This is a genomic window from Streptomyces sp. NPDC051452, from assembly GCF_044454765.1.
In the GTDB taxonomy this organism is placed as follows: Bacteria; Actinomycetota; Actinomycetes; order Streptomycetales; family Streptomycetaceae; genus Streptomyces.
In genome coordinates this window covers 361,901-384,909 of sequence record NZ_JBITEB010000001.1, presented here as the reverse complement: position 1 = coordinate 384,909, position 23,009 = coordinate 361,901, and the positions used below count along the sequence as shown (strand labels likewise).

Genomic DNA, 23,009 nt, shown 5'->3' with positions numbered 1-23,009 from the left:
TGGACGCGCGGGGAGCCGCGCGGGCGGCCACGGACGGCGACGGTGAACGGCGGTTCACCGCCGCCTGCCCACGGCGTTCAGGTGAAGCGCCGCGCCATCCGGATCTGCCGGGCGGCCCGGGGGCCGAGCACGGAGACGACGAGCAGCACGCCCGTGACGACGATCTGCGACTGCGCCGAGACGTTCAGCAGGCTCATCACGTTCTGCAGCGCTCCCAGCAGGAACACCCCGGCGATCGCGCCGCCCAGCGTCCCCCTGCCCCCGTCGAAGTCGACCCCGCCCAGCAACACGGCCGCCACGACGGACAGTTCGAGGCCGGTGGCGTTGTCGTAGCGGGCGCTGGCGTAGTGCAGCGCCCAGAACAGACCGGTCAGCGCGGACATGAAGCCGGTGGCGACGAAGAGGACCAGCCTGGTCCGCTTCACCCGGATACCGGCGAACCGTGCCGCCTCCTCGCTCGCCCCGATCGCGAACAGGGACCGGCCGAACGGGGTCGCGTGCAGGACCACCACCGCGACGGCGAGCAGGGCCAGGAAGAGCGGGAAGGCCCGGGGCAGGAAGGAACCGCCGAGACGGCCGGCCGCGAAGTCCAGGTAGCGGGCGGGGAAGTCGGTCACCGTGTCCGCGCCGAGCACGATCTGCGCGATGCCCCGGTAGGCGGCGAGGGTACCGATGGTGACGGCGAGCGACGGCAGCCCGAGCCTGGTGACGAGCAGCCCGTTGACCAGCCCGCAGACGGCGCCCAGCAGCAGGCACAGCGGGATGATCGTCTCGATGGCCATGCCCGCGTTCCACAGGCGGCCCAGTACCGCCCCGGACAGCCCGGCCGTGGACGCCACCGACAGGTCGATCTCGCCGGAGACGACCAGCAGGGTCATCGGCAGGGCGATCAGCGCGATGGGAAGCGTGTTGCCCAGCAGGAACGACAGGTTGAGCGCGTTGCCGAAGCCGTCCACGCCGCCGGACGACACGAGCAGCAAGGCGATCAGGAGCGCGCCGACCACGGTGTCCCAGCGGATCGCGCGGGTGAGCGGTTCAGGCACCGGCCTTCTCCTTCGCCATGGTGGTCCTCCTCAGGGCGGCCTTCTTCCTCAGGGCGGCGGACACGCGCAGCGCCACGATCCGGTCGACCGCGATGGCGAGCAGCAGCAGGACTCCGTCGATGGCGAGCACCCATACCGAGCTGACGCCGAGGGCGGGCAGCACGCTGTTGACGGAGGTGAGCAGCAGGGCGCCCAGGGCGGCACCGTAGACGCTGCCGGAGCCGCCGGTGAAGGCGACGCCGCCGACCACCACCGCGCTGACGACGGTGAGTTCGTAACCGGTGCCGGTGCCGGAGTCGACGTTCCCGAACCGGGCCAGGTAGAGGGCGCCGGCGAGTCCGGCGAGGCCGCCGCAGCAGGTGTAGGCGGCCAGCAGCCGTCTGCGGACGGGGATGCCGGCGAGCCGTGCCGCCTCCGGGTCGGAGCCGAGGGCGTACAACTCCCGTCCGCCGCCGTAGTGTTTGAGGTAGTAGGCGGTGGCGGCAGGCACGGCGAGGGCGATCAGGGCGAGCCAGGGGACGGCGGACAGGCCGCCGGAGCCGAAGTCGACGAAGCCGCCCGGGAGGTCGGCCGCCGTGATCTGCCGCGAGCCGACCCACACGGAGTCGGCGCCCCGGATGATGTACAGGGTGCCGAGCGTGACGACCAGCGCGGGCACCTGGCCGAGGCTGACCAGCAGGCCGTTGAGCAGGCCGGTGCCGACACCGAGCAGGACCGCGAGGAGGACCGCGACGACCGGGTCACCACCGCCGTGCAGCCAGGTCCCGGCCGCGAAGGCGCTGATGCCGAGCGTGGAGCCGACCGACAGGTCGACGTTCCTCGTGATCACCACCAGGGACTGGCCGGTGGCGACGAGCACCAGGATCGTGGCGTTGAGCAGCAGGTCCTTGACGCCCTGCACGGACAGGAACCGGCTGTTGGCCGCCTGTGTGACGGCGATCATCACCAGGAAGACGACCAGGATGGCGAGTTCACGCATCGCGAGGACACGGTCCACCAGCCGGGTCCCACCGGACCCCGGTGCCTCGACGGCGGACGTCTCGTCAGGAACGGCCGTGCTCATCCGAGGGACCCCCCGGTGACGGCGACGACACCGACGGCGACGCGCCTGACCCCGGCCCTCGCCGCGGCTGCACCCCGGCGGCCATCCCGCCATCCGGCACCCTCGGGCGGCCGACGCCCGGTACGGCCCACGCCGGGCGGCCCTCCCGACGACTCCGCACCGCGGTGTCCACCCCCCACACCCGCCGCCGTATGCCACCCTTCGCGCCACCGGACCGCCTCGCGCCACCCTCGTTCGGCGCCACCGCCGCCGAGCGCCCCCGCCGTCGCTCCCGGACCGGCACATCCAGCCCGACTCGCGGTAGTCATACGGCGGCCCTCCCGGTGGCTGCGGCCATCACGGTCTCCTCGGTGGCTTCGGAGCGGGGGATCTCGGCGGTGATCCGGCCCTCGTGCATGACGAGGACACGGTCGGCCATGCCGAGGACCTCGGGCAGGTCGGACGAGATCATCAGCACCGCCACGCCGTCGGCGGCGAGCCGGGACAGCAGCCGGTGCACCTCGGCCTTGGTACCGACGTCGATGCCGCGTGTCGGCTCGTCCACGATCAGCACCTTCGGGTCGGTGGCCAGCCACTTGGCGAGGACGACCTTCTGCTGGTTGCCGCCGGACAGCGTGGCCACGGCGTCCGCGATCCGGGCGTACTTCACCTGGAGCCTGACGGCCCAGTCCAGGGAGCGGCTGCGTTCGGCGCCCCGGTCCATCAGACCGGCACGCGCGGTCGTACGCAGTCCGGTCAGGCCGATGTTCCGTTCGATGGACATGCCCATCACCAGGCCCTGGGCGCGCCGGTCCTCGGGGACGAGGGCCAGCCCGGCGGCCATCGCGGCGGACGGCGCCCCGGCCACCAGCGGGCGCCCGTCGACCTCGACCTCGCCCGCGTCCCGGCGGTCGACGCCGAACACCGTGCGGGCCACCTCGGTCCGGCCGGCGCCGACCAGGCCCGCGAGGGCGACGATCTCGCCGCGCCGTACCTCGAAGGAGACGTCCGTGAAGACGCCCTCGCGGGTCAACCGCCTTACCGCAAGCATGGTTTGACCGGGCGTCACCTCGTACTTTGGGTACATGAGGCCCAGCTCGCGGCCGACCATCCGGCGCACCAGGTCGTCCTCGCTCATGCCGTCCAGCGACTCGGCGGCGATCCGGACGCCGTCCCGCAGGGTGGTGACCTTCTGACAGATCCGGAACATCTCCTCCAGCCGGTGCGAGACGAACAGGACGGCGGCGCCCTGTTCGCGCAGGGTGCGCACGACGCCGAAGAGCCGGGCGACCTCACCGCCGGTCAGGGCGGCCGTCGGCTCGTCCATGACCAGGACGCGGGCGTCGAACGAGAGGGCCTTGGCGATCTCGACGATCTGCTGGTCGGCGATGGACAGTCCCCGGGCGGGCCGGTCCGGGTCGAGGCCGACCCCGAGCCGGGTGAGCAGGGCTGCCGTGGCCGCGCGCACCGCCCTGTGGTCGATCCGGCCGAGGGATCGCCTGGGCCGGCGGCCCATGAAGACGTTCTCGGCGATCGACAGGTCCGGGAAGAGCGTGGGTTCCTGGTGGATGACGGCGATCCCGGCGTCGCGGGCGTCGCCGGGACCGTGGAAGACGACGGGCTCCCCGTCCAGCAGGACCTCGCCGGTGTCCGGCCGGTGCACCCCCGCGAGGATCTTGATCAGCGTCGACTTGCCCGCGCCGTTCTCACCGGCAAGGGCGTGCGCCTCGCCGGGCAGCAACTCCAGGGAGACGTCCCGCAGGGCGCGTACGGCGCCGAAGGACTTGGAGACACCCTCGAGCGCCAGCACCGGAGCCGGTCCCGTGTCAGGCGGGTGGGTCATTTCGGACTCCTCGACGACACCGACGTAACGGCGATCGGACCGTCACGGCGTCGTGAAAGGTTTCAAGTGGATTGCCGGGACCGTAGACACCGGCGCCACCTCGCGTCAATGAGTCCGGGGCGAAAAGGTTCCGGTGACTCTCGGGGGCGTATGACAGCCCAAGGAAACTGGGGAGTTGCGGTGCAGCGGTCCGGTCGGAGCGCTTGACACCCTCTGCGGCGACTCCTAGCTTGCGTTCTTGAATCGTTTCATGCGCTTCCCGTTCCGGTCGACACCACAGGAGCCCTGACGTGACCGACCCCGCCGCGGTGAAGGCCGCGCTCAAGACCCAGGCCGTCGAGACGCCGTCGTGGGCGTACGGCAACTCGGGGACCCGTTTCAAGGTCTTCGCGCAGGCCGGTGTGCCACGCTCCCCGTGGGAGAAGCTGCAGGACGCCGCCAAGGTGCACGAGTTCACCGGTGCCGCCCCGAGTGTCGCCCTGCACATCCCCTGGGACCGGGTCGACGACTACGCGGCGCTCGCCGCGTACGCCCGAGAGCGCGGCCTGTCACTGGGCACGATCAACTCCAACACCTTCCAGGACGACGACTACCGGCTCGGCAGCATCTGCCATCCGGACGCGGCGGTCCGGCGCAAGGCCCTCGATCATCTGCTGGAGTGCGTCGACATCATGGACGCGACGGGCTCCTCGGATCTGAAGCTGTGGTTCGCCGACGGCACCAACTACCCCGGCCAGGACGATGTACGGGCACGGCAGGACCGGCTGGCGGAGGGCCTCGCCGAGGTGTACGCACGGCTCGGGGACGGCCAGCGGATGCTGCTGGAGTACAAGCTCTTCGAACCGGCGTTCTACACGACGGACGTGCCGGACTGGGGCACCGCCTACGCGCACTGCCTCAAACTGGGGCCGAGGGCACAGGTCGTGGTCGACACCGGGCACCACGCACCGGGAACCAACATCGAGTTCATCGTGGCGACGCTGCTGCGCGAGCGACGGCTCGGCGGCTTCGACCTCAACTCGCGGTTCTACGCGGACGACGACCTGATGGCGGGGGCGGCCGACCCCTTCCAGCTCTTCCGGATCCTGTACGAGGTGGTGCGCGGCGGGGGGTTCGCCTCCGGCGTCGCCTTCATGCTCGACCAGTGCCACAACATCGAGGCCAGGATCCCGGCGATCATCCGCTCCGTGATGAACGTCCAGGAGGCGACGGCGAAGGCGCTGTCGGTGGACGTGGCGGCACTGTCCTCGGCCCAGCTGCGCGGTGACGTGCTGGGCGCCAACGCCGTGTTGATGGACGCGTACAACACCGATGTGCGCGGGCTCCTGGCACAGGTGCGCGAGGAGTCGGGGCTCGATCCCGACCCGATGGCCGCGTACGCCCGGTCCGGGTGGGCCGAGCGGATCGCCGCCGAGCGGATCGGCGGGGAGCAGGCGGGGTGGGGGGCGTGAGCGGCCGCGGACCCGTCCCGTCGTCGGGTGGCGGCCCGCCCGTGGCCCGCCGCGCCCACCAGGCGGATCCACCCGGCGCCTCGCCCGCACGCCCCCTTCCGCCCCCGTCCCCTCCCCGAGGAGCCGTCCGCGTGACCACCCACCCCGAGGCCGCCGCCCTGCTCGCCCGCTCCCGACGGCTCGGCTCCGATCCGCGCAACACCAACTACGCCGGCGGGAACGCCTCCGCCAAGGGCCTCGCCACCGATCCCGTCACCGGCGCGGACGTCGAACTGCTGTGGGTCAAGGGATCCGGTGGCGATCTCGGCACGCTGACCGAGGACGGCCTGGCCGTGCTGCGGCTGGACCGGCTGCGCGCCCTGGCCGACGGTTACCCGGGCGTCGACCGCGAGGACGAGATGGTGGCCGCGTTCGACTACTGCCTGCACGGCGCGGGCGGGGCCGCGCCCTCCATCGACACCGCGATGCACGGGCTGGTGGACGCCCCGCACGTGGACCATCTGCACCCCGACTCCGGCATCGCCCTCGCGTGTGCCGCCGACGGGGAGAGGCTGACGGCCGAGTGCTTCGGGGACACGGTGGTGTGGGTGCCGTGGCGGCGGCCCGGTTTCCAGCTGGGACTGGACATCGCCGCGATCAAGGAGTCCAGTCCGCTGGCCGTCGGATGTGTCCTCGGCGGCCACGGGATCACCGCCTGGGGCGCCACCTCCGAGGAGTGCGAGCGCAACTCGCTTCACATCATCCGCACCGCCGAGGCGTTCCTCGCGGACCGGGGCGGGCCGGAACCCTTCGGACCCGTGGTCCCGGGCTACGAGGCGCTGCCCGAGGCCGACCGCCGGGAGCGGGCCGCCGCCCTCGCGCCGCACGTGCGCGCCCTGGCCTCCCGGGACAGGGCGCAGGTCGGGCACTTCGACGACCGCGACGTCGTCCTGGACTTCCTGGCCCGGGCCGGACATCCTCGGCTCGCCGCCCTCGGCACCTCCTGCCCCGACCACTTCCTGCGCACGAAGATACGGCCCCTGGTGCTCGACCTGCCGCCGACCGCCCCCCTGGAGGACGCGGTCGCCCGGCTCACGGAACTGCACACCCTCTACCGCGAGGAGTACGCCGCCTACTACCGTCGGCACGCCCGGCCCGACTCCCCCGCCATGCGCGGCGCCGATCCGGCGATCGTACTGGTCCCGGGCGTGGGCATGTTCTCCTTCGGCAAGGACAAGCGGACCGCCCGGGTGGCCGGCGAGTTCTACGTCAACGCCGTCCATGTCATGCGGGGCGCCGAGTCCGTCTCCCGGTACGAGCCGATCGAGGAGGCGGAGAAGTTCCGCATCGAGTACTGGGCACTGGAGGAGGCCAAGCTCCGGCGCCTGCCGAGGCCCAGGCCGCTTGCCGCGCGGGTCGCGCTCGTCACCGGGGCCGGCAGCGGGATCGGGAAGGCGATCGCGCACCGGCTGGCGGCCGAGGGCGCCTGTGTCGTCGTAGCGGATGTGGACAGCGACAGCGCCGCCGCCGTCGCCGAGGAACTGGGCGGGGCCGACACGGCCGTCGCCGTCACGGTGGACGTCACGCGCGAGGCGCAGGTCGCCGCCGCGTTCCGGGCGGCGGTGCTGGCCTTCGGCGGCGTCGACCTGGTCGTGAACAACGCCGGCATCTCCGTCTCCAAGCCGCTGCTGGAGACGTCCGCGCACGACTGGGACCTCCAGCACGCGGTCATGGCCCGCGGGTCGTTCCTCGTCTCGCGGGAGGCGGCCCGGGTGATGATCCCGCAACGGCTGGGCGGCGACATCGTCTACATCGCCTCCAAGAACGCCGTCTTCGCCGGTCCGAACAACATCGCCTACTCCGCCACCAAGGCCGATCAGGCCCACCAAGTACGCCTCCTCGCCGCCGAGTTGGGTGAGCACGGCATCCGGGTCAACGGTGTCAACCCGGACGGTGTGGTGCGGGGCTCGGGGATCTTCGCGGGCGGCTGGGGTGCGCGGCGGGCCGCGGTGTACGGGGTGCCGGAGGAGAGACTGGGCGAGTTCTACGCGCAGCGCACGCTCCTCAAGCGGGAGGTGCTGCCGGAGCACGTGGCGAACGCGGTGTTCGCGCTCACCGGCGGGGACCTCACCCACACCACCGGGCTGCACATCCCGGTCGACGCGGGTGTGGCGGCCGCGTTCCTGCGGTGAGCGCGGGCGCGCGGTCGTACGCCGCGGTCGATCTGGGGGCGTCCAGCGGGCGCGTGATGGTCGGGCGGGTGAGCGCGGACTCGGTGGTGCTGCGCGAGGTCCACCGGTTCCCCAACCGTCCGGTGCGGGTGCCGGAGGGGCTGCGCTGGGACGTCCTCGGGCTCTACGGCGCGGTGCTGGACGGCTTGCGGGCGGCCGGCCCGGTGGACTCCGTCGGCATCGACGGCTGGGCCGTCGACCATGGTCTGCTGGACGCCGACGGCGCCCTGCTCGGCAACCCCGTGCACTACCGTGACGCCCGCACCGACGGCGTCGCCGAGCGAGTGTGGGCGAACGTGCCGGCCGCGGAGCTGTACGCGGCCACCGGAGTGCAGTACGCCCCGTTCAACACCCTGTACCAGCTGGCGGCCGCCCGTTCGACCGCCCAGTTCGGCCAGGCGATACGGCTGTTGCTCATTCCGGACCTGCTGTCCTACTGGCTGACCGGCGAGCAGGGCACCGAGCTGACCAACGCCTCCACCACCCAGCTGATCGACCCCCGGACCCGGACCTGGTCCCGCGAGGTCGCCGAGCGGCTGGGCATCGACCTCGGCCTGTTCGCGCCACTGCGCCGGCCGGGCGATCCGGCGGGGCTGCTGCGTGCGGAGGTGCTGGCCGAGACGGGCCTCGGCGGACCCGTCTGCGTGACCGCCGTCGGCTCGCACGACACGGCCTCCGCGGTGGCCGCCGTCCCCGCGACCGGCGAGCGCTTCGCCTACATCTGCACCGGCACCTGGTCGCTGGCGGGCGTGGAGCTGACCGCGCCGGTGCTCACCGAGGAGAGCCGCGCCGCCAACTTCACCAACGAACTGGGCCTCGACGGCACCGTCCGCTATCTGCGCAACATCATGGGCCTGTGGCTGCTCCAGGAATGCCTACGCGACTGGGGCGGACCGGAACTGGGGCCACTGCTGCGCGAGGCCGCCGCCGTGCCGGCGCTGCGCTCGGTGGTGGACGCCGGTGACGGGGCCTTCCTGGCACCGGGGCGGATGCCCGAGCGGATCGCCGGGGCGTGCCGGGCGTCGGGACAGCCGGTGCCGACCACCCGGGCCGAGACCACCCGGTGCGTCCTGGACTCGCTGGCGCTCGCGCACCGGCGGGCGGTGGCGGACGCCCGGCGGCTGGCCGACCATCCGGTGGACGTGGTGCACGTGGTCGGCGGCGGCGCCCGCAACGCGCTGCTGTGCCAGCTGACGGCCGACGCCTGCGGACTGCCGGTGATGGCGGGGCCGGCGGAGGCGGCGGCCATGGGCAACGTCCTCGTCCAGGCCCGCGCGCACGGCCTGGCCGGCGACCTCGCCGCGTCGCGGCGGCTGATCGCCCGCGGCCGGCCGGCGGTCCGGTACACGCCGCGCGGGGACGGCGCCCGATGGCGGGCGGCCGAGGAGCGGCTCGCCGGACGCTGAGCCGCGCCCTGCCTGCCGTGGCCCCGGCCCATTACCCTGCACTCGTCCGACGACCGACAGCGAGGAGCCGCGATGCGTGTCGCCCTGTTCCTGACCTGTGTCAACGACACGCTGTATCCGCAGACGGGCCGTGCCGTGGTGAGCCTGCTGACCAGACTGGGCGTCGAGGTCGACTTCCCGCCGGGCCAGGGCTGCTGCGGTCAGGCCCACTACAACACCGGCTACCGGCACGAGGCGGAACCGCTCGCCCGGCGCTTCGCCGAGGTCTTCCGCGGCTACGAGGCGATCGTGACCCCGTCCGCGTCCTGCGGTGCGATGGTCCGGGAGCTGTATCCGCGGCTGGGCGAGCGGGCCCGGGCCGAGGGGCGCGGCGGCTCGCTCGCCGCCACGCTGGCGCCGGTGGTCCCGAGGACGTACGAACTCACCGAGTTCCTGGTGGACGTGCTGGGCGTGACGGACGTCGGCGCCTGGTACCCGCACACGGTCACCTACCACCCCACCTGCCACGGGCTGCGCTCACTGGGGCTCGGGGACCGGCCGCGGCGGCTGCTGGAGGCGGTGAAGGGGATGGAGCTGGTCGAGCTGCCCGGCGCCGAGGAGTGCTGCGGGTTCGGCGGCACGTTCGCCCTGAAGAACGCCGAGGTGTCGGCGGCGATGGGCGCGGACAAGGTACGCAACGCCGAGTCGACCGGCGCGCAGGTGCTGTGCGCGGCCGACAACTCCTGTCTGATGCACATCGGCGGCACGATGAGCCGGCTGCGCACGGGGATGCGGCCGGTCCACATCGCGGAGATCCTGGCGAGCACGGAGGAGGAACCCGCGGTATGAGCGGAACGTTCGTCGGTATGCCGTCCTTTCCCCAGGCGGCCCACGAGGCGGTGCACGACCCGGTCCTGCGCGGCAATCTGCGGCACGCCACGCACACCATCCGGGCCAAACGCGCGAAGGCGGTGGGCGAGTTGTCCGACTGGGCGCAGCTGCGGGAGGCGGGGCGCCGGATCAAGGACCACACGCTGCGCCATCTCGACCGTTACCTGGTGCGGTTGGAGGAGTCCGTCACCGCCGCGGGCGGCACGGTCCACTGGGCCGTGGACGCCGACGAGGCCAACCGGATCGTGGCCCGGCTGGTCAAGGAGACCGGTGAGCGCGAGGTCGTCAAGGTCAAGTCGATGGCCACGCAGGAGATCGGGCTGAACGAGGCACTGGAGGCGGAGGGCATCCGCGCCTACGAGACCGATCTGGCCGAACTGATCGTGCAGTTGGGGCGGGACCGGCCCTCGCACATCCTCGTCCCCGCCATCCACCGCAACCGCGGCGAGATCCGGGAGATCTTCGCGCGCGAGATGGGCGCGTGGGGGCGTCCGGCCCCCGAGGGGCTCACCGACACCCCCGCCGAGCTCGCCGAGGCCGCCCGGCTGCACCTGCGGGAGAAGTTCCTGCGCGCCAGGGTCGGCGTCTCGGGTGCCAACTTCATGGTCGCCGAGACCGGCACGCTCGTCGTCGTGGAGTCCGAGGGCAACGGCCGGATGTGTCTGACCCTGCCGGAGACGCTGATCTCGGTGGTCGGCATCGAGAAGATCGTGCCCACCTGGCGGGACCTGGAGGTCTTCCTGCAGACCCTGCCCCGCTCCTCCACCGCCGAGCGGATGAACCCGTACACGAGCATGTGGACCGGCACCACGGACGGGGACGGCCCGAGCACCTTCCACCTGGTGCTCCTGGACAACGGCCGCACCGACGCCCTCGCCGACCAGGTCGGCCGCCAGGCCCTGCGCTGTATCCGCTGCTCGGCCTGTCTGAACGTCTGCCCGGTCTACGAACGGGCCGGCGGACACGCCTACGGCTCGGTCTATCCCGGCCCGATCGGCGCCATCCTCAGCCCCCAGCTGCGGGGCACCGCGAGCGAGATCGACGCCTCCCTGCCGTACGCCTCGTCCCTGTGCGGGGCCTGCTACGAGGTGTGTCCCGTCGCCATCGACATCCCCGAGGTGCTGGTGCACCTGCGGGAGCGGGTGGTGCAGGGCGGGCCCGCGGTGCGGGACGGCAACCGGGTCGTCCTGCGCCCCGCCAAGGGGCACGCGGCCGAGCGGGCGGCCATGCGGGCGGCACGCTGGGCCCTCGCCCGGCCCGGCGCCCTGCGCACCGGCCAGCGCCTCGCCTCCCGCACCCGCCGGCTGCACCCCCGTACCCTGCCGGGGCCTGGCCGGGCGTGGTCCCGCACCCGGGATCTGCCGGCCGTACCCGCGGAGCCCTTCCGGGACTGGTGGCAGCGCACGCGCGGCGGAGAGGAAGGCCTCAAGTGAGCGGCAGGGAACGGATTCTGGGCCGGGTGCGACGGGCACTGGCCGACGTGCCGCCGGACGACCCGCCCTACGAGACGGCCGTGGCGCGGGACTATCTGCGCACGCACGGGGAGCGGACGACCGAGCGGACGGTGGAGCTCCTGGCGGAGAACCTGACGGACTACCGGGCGATCGTGCACCGCTGCGCCGCGCCGGAGGTGCCCGGGCTCGTCACGCGGCTGCTGGCCGAGCACGGCTCCCGGGAGGTGCTGGTGCCACCCGGACTGCCGGCCAAGTGGACGGCCGCGACCGACGCTGTACGCGTCGCGGACCGGGCGGAGCACACACCGCACCGGCTGGACCGGGTGGACAGCGTGGTCACCGGGTGTGCCGTGGCGATCGCCGAGACCGGCACCCTGGTCCTGGACGGCTCCCCCGACCAGGGCCGGCGCCGCGTCTCGCTCGTCCCGGACCATCACATCTGTGTCGTCCGGGTGCCCGACCAGGTGGTCTCCTCCGTCCCCCAGGCCCTCGAACGCCTCGACCCCACAAGACCGTTGACCTGGATCTCCGGCCCCTCGGCCACCAGCGACATCGAGCTGGACCGGGTGGAGGGCGTGCACGGCCCACGACTGCTGGAAGTGATCCTGCTCGGCTGACGGGTCCGCCAGTCGGGCCCGGCCGGATGACGCTCGCGGCACCGCGCCGTAGCGTGAGGGAATGATCCGGTTCGAGCAGGTCACCAAGCGGTATCCGGGCGGTACGACGGCCGTGGACGACCTCTCCTTCGACGTGGGCGAAGGGGAGCTGGTCACCCTGGTCGGGCCCTCGGGCTGCGGCAAGACGACGACCATGATGATGGTGAACCGGCTGATCGAGCCGACCTCGGGCCGAATCTTCGTCGACGGCGAGGACATCGCGGCCGTCGACCCGGTGCGGCTGCGCCGCCGCATCGGGTACGTCATCCAGCAGGTCGGCCTCTTCCCGCACCGCACCGTCCTGGACAACACCGCGACCGTGCCCGCGCTGCTCGGCTGGAAGCGGTCGAAGGCGCGGGCCCGCGCGGCCGAGCTGCTCGATCTGGTGGGCCTGGACCCGAAGACGTACGGGCGGCGCTATCCGGAGCAGTTGTCCGGCGGCCAGCGGCAGCGGGTCGGGGTGGCGCGGGCGCTGGCGGCGGACCCACCGGTGCTGCTGATGGACGAGCCGTTCGGCGCGGTCGACCCGGTGGTGCGCGAGCAGTTGCAGGACGAGTTCCTGCGGATGCAGGCCGCCGTGCGCAAGACGGTGCTGCTGGTCACGCACGACATCGAGGAGGCGGTGCGGCTCGGCGACCGCATCGCCGTCTACGGCGAGGGCCGCATCGAGCAGTTCGACACGCCCGGCGCGGTGCTCGGGTCGCCCGCCACGCCGTACGTCGCCGGATTCGTGGGCGCCGACCGGGGCCTGAAGCGGCTGTCGGTGACCACGATCGAGCCGGACGACCTGGAGCAGCCGCCGGTGGCCCGGCTGGACGAGCCCGCCGCCCGGGCCGCGCAGCGGCTGCGGTCCGAGGGCTCCCGGTGGGCGGTCGTCCTCGACACCCGGGGCGACCTGCACGGCTGGGTCGGCATCGACGAGCTGACACCGCACGGCACGGTCGGGGAAGCCGTCCACCGGATGACCGCCTGGGTGCCGGTGGGCGCGCCGCTGAAGCAGGCGTTCGGGGTGATGCTCCAGTACGACGCCGGGTGGGTCGCGGTGCTGGACGGGGCGCGGTTCCTCGGGGTGCTCACCCCGGCGAAGCTGCACGAGGCGCTGCGCCGCTCGGTGGACGCGGACGCGCGGGGCGTAGCGCGGGCACAGGTGCCGTTCGACTCGGTGTCGGACGCCTGAGAGGGCCTGCCCGCCGACCCTTCTCACGTCCGCTGCTTGAGCAGGCCCTCGCGTTCCAGATAGGCGCGCGCCACGTCGGCGGGCAGTCGGCGCCGGCTGTCGACCTCCCGGTTCATGTCGGCCAGGTCCTGTGTGGTGAGGACGTCGTTGAGCTTGCCGAGCGCCTTCGTGACGCCGGCGCTGCCGGCTCGGGAGCGGTTGACGACCGGGACCACGTAGTCGGCGTTCTGCAGATGCTTGTCGTCGTCGAGCAGGACCAGGCCGAACTCGTCGAGCGTGGCGTCCGTGGTGGTGGTCAGCACCATCTGGTCCCGGCCGTCCTGCACCGCGCGCTTGGCCTGCGTGGTGCCCACCCCCTTGGGGTCGACGCCGGTGATGTCGATGCCGTACACCTTCTTCAGCCCCGGCTCGCAGTACGGCCGCCGCACGCACTCGTCACCGGCGGCCAGTCGCACCTTCAGCTTCGAGGCGCCGAGGTCGCCGAGGGTGGCGAGGTGGTGCTGCCGGGCGTAGGCGGCGCTCACCGCGAAGGCGTTCTGGTCGACCGCCCGGCCGGGTGGCAGGACGGTCAGTCCCCGGGGTGTGGCGAGCCCGCGCAGCGCCTTCATCGTGGCGTCGAGGTCGGGCGAGCCGACCGGACGCGCGTCGGCGCCGTGCGTCTTGGCGTTCAGCCAGTCCGCGAAGGTGGCCGCGTACTCGGGCACGACGTCGATCTGGCCGGACTCCAGCGCCGGTTCGTAGAGCTCCCGGTTGGCGACCGTGAGGAGGGACGTCCGGTAGCCGGCCTGGTCGAGGAGCTGGGCGTACATCTGGGCGAGCAGATCGCTCTCGGTGAAGCCGGCCGAGCCGATGGTCAGGTGGTGGCTGTCTCCGGGCGGCGCGGTGACCTGGCCGCGGTTCTCCAGGGAGGGGCCGGTGGTGCAGCCGGTGGGACCGAGGAGGGTGAGCACGGGGAGGAGGGTGACCGCGGCCCGGGCCCTTCGGCCGTTCACCGCCCGCCCCTGGCCCACACCGGTGCCAGCCGTTCGGCGAGCTCGAAGAGGCCCTCGACGAGGAGCGCGAACACGGCGACGAGCAGCGCGCCGGCGACCACCTGGGGTGTGCTGGCGAGGTTGAAGCCGGCCGTGATGATGCGGCCGAGGCCGCCGCCGCCCGCGAGGGCGGCGATGGTGGCGGTGGCGACGAGCTGGACGGCGGCGATCCGCACCCCGTTCATGACCATCGGCAGCGCGAGGGGCAGTTCCACGCGCAGAAGCGTCTGCCGGCCGGTCATCCCCATGCCGCGGGCGGCCTGGACGACGCCGCGGTCGACCTCGCGCATCCCCACGTAGGCGTTGGTGAGCAGCGGCGGTACGGCGAACAGCACCAGGGCGACCACCGTGGGCCCCTCGCCCCACTTCCCGACCGGGGTCAGCAGGAGCAGGACCAGGACGGCGAAGGTGGGGACGGCCCGGCCGACGTTGGAGATGTTGACGGCGAGCGCGCCACCCCTGCCGAGGTGGCCGAGGACCAGGGCGACGGGCAGCGCGATCAGACAGCTGACGACGAGGCAGACGACGGTGAGCACGAGGTGCTGCAGCAGCCGGTGCCGGACGCCGTCCTCCCCCGACCAGTGCGCGGGGTCGGTGAGCCAGTCCCAGGCGGCGGTCAGAGTGCTCATGCGCGCCTCGCCCGCACCCAGGGTGTGATCAGCCACTGCACGCCCAGCAGGAGCAGATCGGCGGCGATCGCGATCAGCACGCACAGCACGGAGGCGGTGAGCACCTGGGCCTTGAAGTAGGTGTTCATACCGGCGTAGATGAGGTTCCCGAGACCGCCGAAGCCGACGATCGCCCCAACGGTGACCAGGGAGACCGCCGAGACCGTCGCGATGCGCAGGCCGGCCATGGCGGCGGGCAGGGCGAGGGGCAGTTCGACGGTGAGGAGGAGGCGGACGGGGCCGTAGCCGAGTCCGCGCGCGGCCTGCCGGGTCTCCTCCGGCACCGCGCGCAGACCGGCGAGGATGTTCCGGACGAGCAGGGTGAGCGAGTACAGCACGAGTCCGGCGACGACGAGGGTGGCGGAGAGGCCGTAGACCGGCAGGAGCAGGGAGAACATCGCCAGGGACGGGATGGTGTAGAGGATCGTCGTCCCGGCCAGGACCGGTCCGGCCGCCCAGCGCCAGCGACGGGCGAGCACCGCGAGCGGCAGGGCGATGACCAGGCCGATGAGGATCGACAGGGCGGTCAGCTGCACATGCTGGCCGACCGCGTCGAGCAGGATCTGCCGCCGGGTCCGCACATAGTCGCCACAGATCCACTCGTTGCGCGCGAGGCAGTCGTCCGAGGCGGCGGTCACAGCTCCATTGCACCGGTCCGGCGGCGCGTCGGGCGCGCTGAGGTGATCCGTATGGGGGTCCGGGCCGTGCCTCGGGGGATCTCAGTCCACGCCGGCGGCGTCCAGCAGGACGGTCGCCGTCGCCGTGGCGAGGCCGTCGGCCAGGTGTTCCACTCCGGCGCCGGCCCGGGCACTGGCGCCGTCGAAGACCAGCACGAGCTGGCGGGCAAGCAGCTCGGGGTCCCGGGCGCCACCCCGCTCGGCCTCGGCGCGGAAGGAACTCCTCAGGCCGTCCTTGACCCGCCGTGCCACCGCGTTCGCCGGGTGCCCCGGGTCCTTCAGCTCGACCAAGGCGGCCAGATAGGGGCAGCCGCGGAAGCCGTCGTCCACGGAGTCCTTCTCCAGTCGTTCGAACACGTACAGGATCCGCTCGCGGGGTGTGGCCGATTCGGGGTGGGGGTGGGTGAGCCGGGTCTGGTACCCGGGGATCCGCCGCTCCAGGCTCGCGGCCAGCACCGCGTCCTTGCTGTCGAAGAGCTGGTACATCGACCGCTTGGAGACCCCGGCCTCCCGGCACAGCGCCTCGACGCCGACGAAGACGCCGTCGCGGTAGGAGAGCCGGGCGGCCGCGTCGAGCAGCCGGTCGCGGGAGGACGCCTTGTCTGTGGAGGCCATAAGGCGAGGTTACCGCGCCACGGGCGCATGGAAACCGATCGGTGTATCCATCTCGCCGCCGCCGACACCGACCATCCGCCCGCCACGGGGGCGCGTCCCCCGAACGCCTTGGGGGCATCCCCCGAACGCCATGGGGCATCCCGCGAACACGTGACAGGCAGTCCCGCGAACAGTCCGCGAACACGTGACAGGCAAGCTGAACAAGCGCTTAGATAGTGCCCGGAAAGGCCGCACCGCTCCTCGACCCCGCCGGAGGCCCCGTTGTTCTCTTCCGTCGACGACGTCTCCGCCCGCCTGGCCGAGACCGGCTATCTCGCCTCGCCCGCCGTCGCCACGACCGTCTTCCTCGCCGCCCGGCTCGGCAAGCCGCTGCTGGTGGAGGGCCCCGCCGGAGTGGGCAAGACCGAGCTGGCCAAGGCCGTCGCCCAGGCGGCCGGAGCCCGGCTGGTCCGATTGCAGTGCTACGAGGGCGTGGACGAGTCCCGGGCGCTGTACGAGTGGAACCACGCCAAGCAGTTGCTGCGGATCAGCGCGGGCCGCGGCGAGGACTGGGACGAGACCCGCACCGACATCTTCAGCGAGGAGTTCCTGCTCCCCCGCCCCCTGCTCACCGCCATCCGCGGCGAGGAGCCGACGGTGCTGCTGATCGACGAGACCGACAAGGCCGACGTCGAGATGGAGGGCCTGCTGCTGGAGGTGCTCGGCGACTTCCAGATCACCGTCCCCGAGCTGGGCACGGTCACCGCGACCCGCCGCCCGTTCGTCGTCCTCACCTCCAACGCCGGCCGCGAACTGTCCGAGGCCCTGCGCCGCCGCTGTCTGTTCCTGCACATCGGCTTCCCCGAGGAGGAGCTGGAGCGGCGCATCGTAGGGCTGAAGGTGCCGGGCCTCGGCGAGGCGCTGACCGGGTCGGTGGTCCGGGTCGTGGGGGCGCTGCGCGCGATGGACCTGCGCAAGGCGCCGTCCGTCGCCGAGACCGTCGACTGGGCGCGGACGCTGCTGGCCCTGGGCGCCGACACCCTGGACGAGACGGTGGTCCGCGACAGCCTCGGCGTGATCCTCAAGCATCAGGACGACATCCAGAAGGCGGCGGCGAAGCTCGACCTGGACGCGCTGTGAGCGGTGTCGCCGAGCGGATCACCGGCCTGGTCGGGGCGCTGCGCGCGCACGGGATGCGGATCGGCACCGGGGAGAGCGTGGACGCGGCCCGCGCGGTGGAGGCGCTGGGGCTCGCGGACCGGGAGCGGCTGCGCGAGGGACTGGCCGCGACGCTGTTGCACGGCCCCGCTGGGCGGGCCGTGTTCGACCCGGTCTTCGACCTGTACTTCCCGCGCGGGGTCGGTGGCCGGGACGGCGGGCCGGTGGACCGGGAGGACTTGCGCGACCGGCTGGCCAAGGCGCTGGCGGCCGACGACCGTGCGCTGCTGGCCGAGTTGGCGGCGGAGGCGGTCGACGGCCTGGGCGGGTACGGGAGTTCACCGGCCTCGGACGGCTGGTCGGCCTACCAGACCCTGGACCGGCTGCGCCCGCAGACCCTGTTGGCCCGGGTACGGGCCGATGTGCGCGGCCAGGACGGCGGCGGCACGCGGTTCGCCGACCGGCTGCTGGACGACGAGATCCGGCGCCGTATCGAGGAGTTCCGGCGGCTGGTCGGGGCGGAGGCGCGGCGCCGGGTCGCGGAGCGGCGGGGACGGGACGAGATGGCGCGACGCGCCGTGCGGCCGACCGCGGACCGGGTGGACTTCCTGTTCGCGAGCCGGGAGCAGCTGGCCGAACTGCGCCGGGCCGTGTCACCGCTCGCGCGCAAGCTGGCCACCCGGCTCGCCGCGCGCCGCCGGCGTGCCGCGCGCGGCACCGTCGATCTGCGCCGCACCCTGCGTTCCTCGCTGTCCACGGGCGGTGTGCCGATGCGCCCGGTGCTGCGCCGGCGCCGCCCGGTCCGGCCCGAACTCGTGCTGCTGTGCGATGTGTCGGGCTCGGTGTCCGGCTTCTCCGACTTCACGATGCTGCTGGTACAGGCGCTGCACGACCAGTTCACCAAGGTGCGGGTGTTCGCCTTCGTCAACCGGCTCGACGAGGTGACCGGCCTGCTCGACCACGGCCGCGCCGATCCCGAGGGGCTCGGCGCCCGCATCCGCGCCGAGGCCACGCTCACCGGCTGGCACGGCAGCAGCGACTACGGCGTGGCGCTGGGCGAGTTCGCCGAACGGTACGCCGACGCGGTCGGGCCGCGTACGACGGTGTTCGTGCTCGGGGATGCCCGGACGAACATGAGCGACCCGAACCTGCCCGCCGTGCGGGAGGTCGCCGGGCGGGCCCGCCGCGTGTACTGGCTGAACCCCGAACCGCGCGCCCAGTGGGGCACCGGCGACTCGGCCGCGCCCGCCTACGCCGGGCTGGTGGAGATGCACGAGTGCCGTACGGCCCGGCAGCTCGGCGCGCTGATCGCCCGCCTGCTGCCGGTGTGACGCCACCCGGCCGGCCGTGATCGACTGGCCTTCCGCCGGCCCGCTCTCCAGGAGTTCCGCCATGAGCCACCCGCCCGTTCCGCTCGGCACGTACCCCACCCCCGTCGAACCGGCGCCCCGGCTGGCCGCCGCGCTCGGGCTCGAACCGGACGACCTGTGGATCAAACGCGACGACGTGACCGGCCTGGGCGGCGGCGGGAACAAGATCCGCAAGCTGGAGTGGGCGGTGGGCACGGCACTCGCCGAGGGCGCCGACACGCTCGTCACCACGGGCGCGGCGCAGAGCAACCACGCCCGGCTGACCGCGGCCGCCGGTGCCCGCCTCGGGCTGGACGTCGTCCTCGTGCTGCGCGGCTCACCGGGCGTCGCACGGTCCGGGAACCTCGCCCTGGACGGCCTGTTCGGGGCCCGGCTCGCCTGGGCGGACACGGTGGACCAGGCGGGGCTGGACGCGGCCGCGGCCGAGGTCTGCGCACGGTTGCGGGCGGACGGCGCGCGTCCGGCACTGATCCCGTTCGGCGGGTCCAGTGCCGTGACCGCGCAGGGGTACGCCCGCTGCGGCGAGGAGTTGCGCGAGCAGGTGCCGGACCTGCGTACGGTCGTGGTCGCGCTCGGGTCGGGCGGCACCATGGCCGGACTGGTCGCGGCCCTCGGCACCCGGTCGGTACTGGGCGTGGACGTGGGCGCGCTGGCCGACCCGGCCGCGGCGGTCGTACGGTTCGCCGCGCCACACACGGCGGGGGCGCTCACCGCGGAACGGCTGCGCGTCCGCCGGGACCAGGTGGGCGGGGGGTACGCGACACTCACCGGCGCGGTGGCCGAGGCGCTCCGGCTCGCCGCCCGCACCGAGGGACTGGTCCTGGACCCGACCTACACGGGACGGGCCCTCGCCGGACTCCACGCGGCCGTACGCGACGGCGACGTCCGCCCGGGCGAGAAGACCGTCCTCCTGCACACCGGCGGCCTGCCCGGCCTGTTCGGCCACGCGGACGCGCTCGCCTTCGCGGAGCGGGGGGCGACGACGTTCCCGGGCTGACGTTCCCGGGCTGACGCGATCCCGGAGGGGCCGTACACGACGTCATGGCCCGGCCGACGGCAACGCCGTCCAACCCGCCCCACGAGCTGGGCCGTGACGTCGGGCCTTCGCCGCGTGGTGGGTCCCGCCGCCGGATGGGCCGGCTACCAGGTGCGCGCCGCCTCCAGCAGGCGGGCGCGGACCCGGGCCACGTCCGGGTTGTCGAGGGCGCCGGGGCGCTGGACGAGGAAGCCGGTGTTGATGGGCGGGTCCTCCGGCTCCAGCAGGGCCACCAGCGCGCCGGACTCCAGCAGGCCCTGGCACAGATAGCGGGGCACCACGCTGAAGCCGGCGCCCGCGGCGACGGCGGCGAGCACGCCCCGCAGATCCGGCACGGTCACGGCGGCGGTCCGGGACAGCCGGCGGCCGAAGACGTGGCGCCAGTAGCGGCGGGCGATCGGCAGATCCTCGGCATAGGTGATCAGCGGGACGTCGTGCAGGGCCGCCGGCCCCTCGACGGCCGGCCGGTCGGCCAGCCGTCCGGCCCACACCGGCGCGGCGACCAGGACGAACTCTTCGTCCATCAGCGCGACGGCCTGCAGCGTACGGCCCCGGGGGCGGGAGGTGGCGATCACCAGGTCGTGCCGGCCGGCGCGCAGTTCCTCCAGCAGCGGATCGGTCAGCCCGGTCACCACCCGCAGCCGTACGCCCTCGCCGACCAGCGGGGCCAGGGCGGGCAGGACGGTGGTGCACAGGAGTTCGGCGGGACCCGCCAGATGGACGGGCTCGGCGCGGGCCCCGCCCGGCGAAGCGGGGCCGGCCACGGCGGACAGCTCGTCCAGCGGGTCGGCCACCCGGGCGGCGAGTTCCTCGGCCACCGGCGTCGGCGCGACACCGCGGGGCAGCCGTTCGAACAGCTCGCGGCCGGTCAGCCGTTCCAGCGCGCGCATCTGCGCCGTCACCGTCGGCTGCGACAGGCCCAGCAGCCGGGCCGCGCCGGTGAAGGACCCGGAGCGGTACACCGCGAGAAAGGTGCGCAGCAGGTTGAGGTCGAGAGAAGCGGTCTCCACGCGTCCGAGTATCACCGCCCGACATTTCCCGGGCCCCATAGGTATCCCTATACCGGGCATTCGATGCCCCATTGGCTGCCTATGCGCCTCCTCGCCTACGTTCTTCTTCATAGGGCTCGTAGGGCTCGTAAGGCTCGTAAGGCTCGTAAGGCAAGACTTCCGGGAGAGAGAACCTCATGTCGAAGATCCTGTTCGTGATGACCGGCGCCGACCGGTGGACGCTCGCCGACGGCACCTCGCACCCCACCGGCTTCTGGGCCGAGGAGGCCGTGGTCCCCTACCGCGCCCTCAAGGCCGCCGGTCACGAGGTCGTCGTCGCCACGCCGGGCGGTGTGGTGCCGCCGGTCGACCGGGCGAGCCTGGCCGCCGAGGTCAACGGCGGCCAGGAGAAGGCCGACGCCCTCGCGCGCGCGGTGGAGGAGATGACCGAGCTGCACAGCCCGGTGAAGCTCGCGGAGGTGGACCTCGACGACTTCGCGGCGGTGTTCTACCCCGGCGGCCACGGCCCCATGGAGGACCTGTCCGTCGACCCCGAGTCGGGCCGGCTGCTCGTGGAGGCCCTCGACTCGGGCAAACCGCTGGCCGTGGTCTGCCACGGGCCGGCCGCCCTGCTCGCCGCCGTCCGGGCCGACGGCACCAACGCCTTCGCCGGCTACCGGGCCGCCGCCTTCACCAACGAGGAGGAGACCCAGGGCGGCCTCGCAGAGCGGGCCGCCTGGCTGCTTCAGGACCGGCTGACCGAGGCGGGCGTCGACGTGCGCGCGGCCGAGCCGTGGGCGCCGCACCTGGTGGTCGACCGGAACCTCGTCACCGGCCAGAACCCGGCGTCCTCGGCCCCGGTCGCCGAGGAACTGGTCAAGCGGCTGGGCTGAGGCAACGGTCACGGCCTCCCCCAGCGCACGACGGCCGTGAGAGGGCCGGAGGAGCCGGTGGAACGCGTCCGGTGAAGCGGGTTCCGGCGCCTGGCACGGCGGGACCGGCTCCGAGGCGGGCGCCCCCATCCCGCCCGACCCGGGCTCACCCCCGCGTCGCCGGCCCCCGCCGCCCCGCCGACCGCGCCGCCCGCCGTAGGGCCCCCGGCACCCGCCGTACCCGAAGGGCCCGTGACGCCCACCGCGACTGTGGCGCCCACCGCGCTCGTGGGGCGACGGCGGTGGCGGTGGCGCGGGAGGCGACGGGCAGACCAAGCGGTACGCGGGTTCCGCGCTCACGGCACGGGGGCGAGCACCGCTAGGTTGGGCGGTATGAGCAACCTTGACCGTGCGCCCGTGCCCAGTGCCTGCGGCGGCCGCGGGTTCGTCGTCGCCGAACCCGTGCGCGAGCTGCTGAGCCCCCGACGCGTGAAGCTGGGCGAGTCGACCGAGGTGCGCCGACTGCTGCCGAACCTCGGCCGCCGCATGATCGGCGCGTGGGCCTTCGTCGACCACTACGGCCCGGACGACATCGCGGACGAGCCCGGCATGCAGGTCCCACCGCACCCGCACATCGGGCTGCAGACGGTCAGCTGGCTGCACCAGGGCGAGGTGCTGCACCGGGACTCCACCGGCAGCCTGCAGACGATCCGGCCCCGCCAGCTGGGCCTGATGACCTCGGGCCGCGCGATCAGCCATTCCGAGGAGAGCCCGAGGTCACACGCCCGCTTTCTGCACGGAGCCCAGCTGTGGGTGGCGCTGCCGGACGAACACCGCCACACGGAGCCGAAGTTCGAGTACCACCCGGAGCTGCCCACCGTGACCGCGCCGGGCCTGACGGCCACGGTGATCCTGGGCGACCTGGACGGCTCCCGCTCCCCCGGTACGGCGTACACCCCGATCGTCGGCGCCGACCTCACCCTCGCCCGGGGCGCCGACGTCCGCCTGCCCCTCGAACCCGACTTCGAGTACGGCGTCCTGGCCATGTCCGGGGAGGTGCGCGCGGACGGGGTGCCGGTGCTGCCCGGCTCGATGCTCTACCTGGGCTGCGGACGCTCCGAACTGCCGCTGCGCGCCGAGTCGGACGCCTCCGTCATGCTCCTGGGCGGCGAGCCGTTCGCCGAGGAACTCATCATGTGGTGGAACTTCGTCGCCCGCTCCCAGGAAGAGATCGTGCAGGCTCGCGAGGACTGGATGGAGGGGGTTCGTTTCGGCGAGGTGAAGGGCTACGACGGGGCTCCGCTGCCGGCACCCGAGCTGCCGCCGGTGCCGATGAAACCACGCGGAAGGGTGCGCTGACCTGGACGGCCCTTGAACGCACGCCCGGCCAGGCCGGTGACGCACCCGCGTCCACTCAGGTCATGGCCCGCTTACGGGTCCCCCGTCGGACCGGCCGCCCAGG

20 protein-coding genes are annotated in these 23,009 nt (G+C 73.3%); 12 read left to right on the top strand and 8 right to left on the bottom strand.

Annotated elements, in window-relative coordinates:
• Positions 1–77: 77 nt before the first annotated feature.
• The 3 genes from ACIBA9_RS01695 to ACIBA9_RS01685 all read right to left on the bottom strand — a co-directional run bounded on the left by ACIBA9_RS01695 (position 78) and on the right by ACIBA9_RS01685 (position 3,928).
• On the bottom strand, positions 78–1,043 hold the full coding sequence (locus tag ACIBA9_RS01695) for an ABC transporter permease (RefSeq protein WP_399359359.1): 966 nt from the start codon (positions 1,041–1,043) through the stop codon (positions 78–80).
• On the bottom strand, positions 1,036–2,106 hold the full coding sequence (locus ACIBA9_RS01690; RefSeq protein ID WP_399359358.1) for an ABC transporter permease: 1,071 nt from the start codon (positions 2,104–2,106) through the stop codon (positions 1,036–1,038). The genes ACIBA9_RS01695 and ACIBA9_RS01690 overlap by 8 nt, the downstream gene beginning before the upstream one ends.
• Before the next feature lie 304 nt (positions 2,107–2,410).
• Positions 2,411–3,928, bottom strand: a complete 1,518-nt coding sequence (locus ACIBA9_RS01685) for a sugar ABC transporter ATP-binding protein (protein WP_399359357.1) — start codon at positions 3,926–3,928, stop codon at positions 2,411–2,413.
• Between the two features lie 290 nt (positions 3,929–4,218).
• Between ACIBA9_RS01685 and rhaI the strand changes: the two genes are divergently transcribed.
• The 7 genes from rhaI (at position 4,219) to ACIBA9_RS01650 (ending at position 13,152) form a co-directional block, all read left to right on the top strand.
• Positions 4,219–5,379, top strand: a complete 1,161-nt coding sequence (gene rhaI / locus ACIBA9_RS01680) for an L-rhamnose isomerase (protein ID WP_399359356.1) — start codon at positions 4,219–4,221, stop codon at positions 5,377–5,379.
• A 131-nt stretch (positions 5,380–5,510) separates the two neighbouring features.
• Positions 5,511–7,550 (top strand): bifunctional aldolase/short-chain dehydrogenase, encoded by a 2,040-nt coding sequence (locus ACIBA9_RS01675; protein WP_399359355.1) that lies wholly within the window; start codon positions 5,511–5,513, stop codon positions 7,548–7,550.
• A gap of 56 nt (positions 7,551–7,606) precedes the next feature.
• A complete protein-coding gene (locus ACIBA9_RS01670; RefSeq protein ID WP_399359989.1) occupies positions 7,607–8,995 on the top strand; it encodes a rhamnulokinase family protein in 1,389 nt (462 codons plus the stop codon).
• A 72-nt stretch (positions 8,996–9,067) separates the two neighbouring features.
• Positions 9,068–9,823: a (Fe-S)-binding protein gene (locus ACIBA9_RS01665; protein WP_399359354.1), complete on the top strand. Its 756-nt coding sequence runs from the start codon at positions 9,068–9,070 to the stop codon at positions 9,821–9,823.
• A complete protein-coding gene (locus ACIBA9_RS01660) occupies positions 9,820–11,298 on the top strand; it encodes a LutB/LldF family L-lactate oxidation iron-sulfur protein (RefSeq protein WP_399359353.1) in 1,479 nt (492 codons plus the stop codon). Before ACIBA9_RS01665 ends, ACIBA9_RS01660 begins: the two co-directional genes overlap by 4 nt.
• Complete coding sequence (locus tag ACIBA9_RS01655; RefSeq protein ID WP_399359352.1) at positions 11,295–11,936, top strand: lactate utilization protein C; 642 nt, start codon at positions 11,295–11,297, stop codon at positions 11,934–11,936. Before ACIBA9_RS01660 ends, ACIBA9_RS01655 begins: the two co-directional genes overlap by 4 nt.
• Before the next feature lie 61 nt (positions 11,937–11,997).
• Positions 11,998–13,152 (top strand): ABC transporter ATP-binding protein, encoded by a 1,155-nt coding sequence (locus tag ACIBA9_RS01650; RefSeq protein WP_399359351.1) that lies wholly within the window; start codon positions 11,998–12,000, stop codon positions 13,150–13,152.
• 23 nt (positions 13,153–13,175) lie between these two features.
• On the opposite strand, the gene ACIBA9_RS01645 is transcribed toward ACIBA9_RS01650, so the two are convergent.
• The 4 genes from ACIBA9_RS01645 to ACIBA9_RS01630 form a co-directional block, all read right to left on the bottom strand.
• Positions 13,176–14,144, bottom strand: coding sequence for an ABC transporter substrate-binding protein (locus ACIBA9_RS01645; RefSeq protein ID WP_393899180.1), 969 nt, complete (start codon positions 14,142–14,144; stop codon positions 13,176–13,178).
• Positions 14,141–14,812 carry an ABC transporter permease gene (locus ACIBA9_RS01640; RefSeq protein ID WP_362151443.1) on the bottom strand — a complete coding sequence of 224 codons (672 nt, stop codon included), beginning with the start codon at positions 14,810–14,812 and terminating at the stop codon, positions 14,141–14,143. The genes ACIBA9_RS01645 and ACIBA9_RS01640 overlap by 4 nt, the downstream gene beginning before the upstream one ends.
• Positions 14,809–15,489 carry an ABC transporter permease gene (locus tag ACIBA9_RS01635; protein ID WP_399359350.1) on the bottom strand — a complete coding sequence of 227 codons (681 nt, stop codon included), beginning with the start codon at positions 15,487–15,489 and terminating at the stop codon, positions 14,809–14,811. Before ACIBA9_RS01635 ends, ACIBA9_RS01640 begins: the two co-directional genes overlap by 4 nt.
• Positions 15,490–15,570: 81 nt before the next feature.
• On the bottom strand, positions 15,571–16,143 hold the full coding sequence (locus ACIBA9_RS01630) for a TetR/AcrR family transcriptional regulator (RefSeq protein WP_399359349.1): 573 nt from the start codon (positions 16,141–16,143) through the stop codon (positions 15,571–15,573).
• A 261-nt stretch (positions 16,144–16,404) separates the two neighbouring features.
• On the opposite strand from ACIBA9_RS01630, the gene ACIBA9_RS01625 reads away from it, so the two are divergent.
• The 3 genes from ACIBA9_RS01625 (at position 16,405) to ACIBA9_RS01615 (ending at position 19,647) form a co-directional block, all read left to right on the top strand.
• Positions 16,405–17,262 carry a MoxR family ATPase gene (locus tag ACIBA9_RS01625; protein ID WP_362151450.1) on the top strand — a complete coding sequence of 286 codons (858 nt, stop codon included), beginning with the start codon at positions 16,405–16,407 and terminating at the stop codon, positions 17,260–17,262.
• A gap of 53 nt (positions 17,263–17,315) precedes the next feature.
• Positions 17,316–18,611, top strand: coding sequence for a VWA domain-containing protein (locus ACIBA9_RS01620; RefSeq protein WP_399359988.1), 1,296 nt, complete (start codon positions 17,316–17,318; stop codon positions 18,609–18,611).
• A 61-nt stretch (positions 18,612–18,672) separates the two neighbouring features.
• Complete coding sequence (locus ACIBA9_RS01615; protein WP_399359348.1) at positions 18,673–19,647, top strand: D-cysteine desulfhydrase family protein; 975 nt, start codon at positions 18,673–18,675, stop codon at positions 19,645–19,647.
• Positions 19,648–19,790: 143 nt separating this feature from the next.
• On the opposite strand, the gene ACIBA9_RS01610 is transcribed toward ACIBA9_RS01615, so the two are convergent.
• A complete protein-coding gene (locus tag ACIBA9_RS01610; protein ID WP_399359347.1) occupies positions 19,791–20,735 on the bottom strand; it encodes a LysR family transcriptional regulator in 945 nt (314 codons plus the stop codon).
• Between the two features lie 137 nt (positions 20,736–20,872).
• Here ACIBA9_RS01610 and ACIBA9_RS01605 point away from each other — a divergent pair, with 137 nt between their 5' ends.
• Entirely contained in the window at positions 20,873–21,568 is a 696-nt protein-coding gene (locus tag ACIBA9_RS01605; RefSeq protein ID WP_399359346.1) for a type 1 glutamine amidotransferase domain-containing protein, read from the top strand.
• Positions 21,569–21,940: 372 nt separating this feature from the next.
• Positions 21,941–22,906, top strand: coding sequence for a pirin family protein (locus tag ACIBA9_RS01600; protein ID WP_399359345.1), 966 nt, complete (start codon positions 21,941–21,943; stop codon positions 22,904–22,906).
• Positions 22,907–23,009: the final 103 nt, after the last annotated feature.

Excerpts from the sequence above, each read along its gene's own strand:
- ACIBA9_RS01690 (WP_399359358.1), bottom strand. The coding sequence starts at position 2,106 with ATGAGCACGGCCGTTCCTGACGAGACGTCCGCCGTCGAGGCACCGGGG.
- ACIBA9_RS01685 (WP_399359357.1), bottom strand. The coding sequence starts at position 3,928 with ATGACCCACCCGCCTGACACGGGACCGGCTCCGGTGCTGGCGCTCGAG.
- ACIBA9_RS01670 (WP_399359989.1), top strand. The coding sequence starts at position 7,607 with ATGGTCGGGCGGGTGAGCGCGGACTCGGTGGTGCTGCGCGAGGTCCAC.
- ACIBA9_RS01665 (WP_399359354.1), top strand. The coding sequence starts at position 9,068 with ATGCGTGTCGCCCTGTTCCTGACCTGTGTCAACGACACGCTGTATCCG.
- ACIBA9_RS01660 (WP_399359353.1), top strand. The coding sequence starts at position 9,820 with ATGAGCGGAACGTTCGTCGGTATGCCGTCCTTTCCCCAGGCGGCCCAC.
- ACIBA9_RS01650 (WP_399359351.1), top strand. The coding sequence starts at position 11,998 with ATGATCCGGTTCGAGCAGGTCACCAAGCGGTATCCGGGCGGTACGACG.
- ACIBA9_RS01640 (WP_362151443.1), bottom strand. The coding sequence starts at position 14,812 with ATGAGCACTCTGACCGCCGCCTGGGACTGGCTCACCGACCCCGCGCAC.
- ACIBA9_RS01630 (WP_399359349.1), bottom strand. The coding sequence starts at position 16,143 with ATGGCCTCCACAGACAAGGCGTCCTCCCGCGACCGGCTGCTCGACGCG.
- ACIBA9_RS01620 (WP_399359988.1), top strand. The coding sequence starts at position 17,316 with ATGCGGATCGGCACCGGGGAGAGCGTGGACGCGGCCCGCGCGGTGGAG.
- ACIBA9_RS01615 (WP_399359348.1), top strand. The coding sequence starts at position 18,673 with ATGAGCCACCCGCCCGTTCCGCTCGGCACGTACCCCACCCCCGTCGAA.
- ACIBA9_RS01610 (WP_399359347.1), bottom strand. The coding sequence starts at position 20,735 with ATGGGGCCCGGGAAATGTCGGGCGGTGATACTCGGACGCGTGGAGACC.
- ACIBA9_RS01605 (WP_399359346.1), top strand. The coding sequence starts at position 20,873 with ATGTCGAAGATCCTGTTCGTGATGACCGGCGCCGACCGGTGGACGCTC.
- ACIBA9_RS01600 (WP_399359345.1), top strand. The coding sequence starts at position 21,941 with ATGAGCAACCTTGACCGTGCGCCCGTGCCCAGTGCCTGCGGCGGCCGC.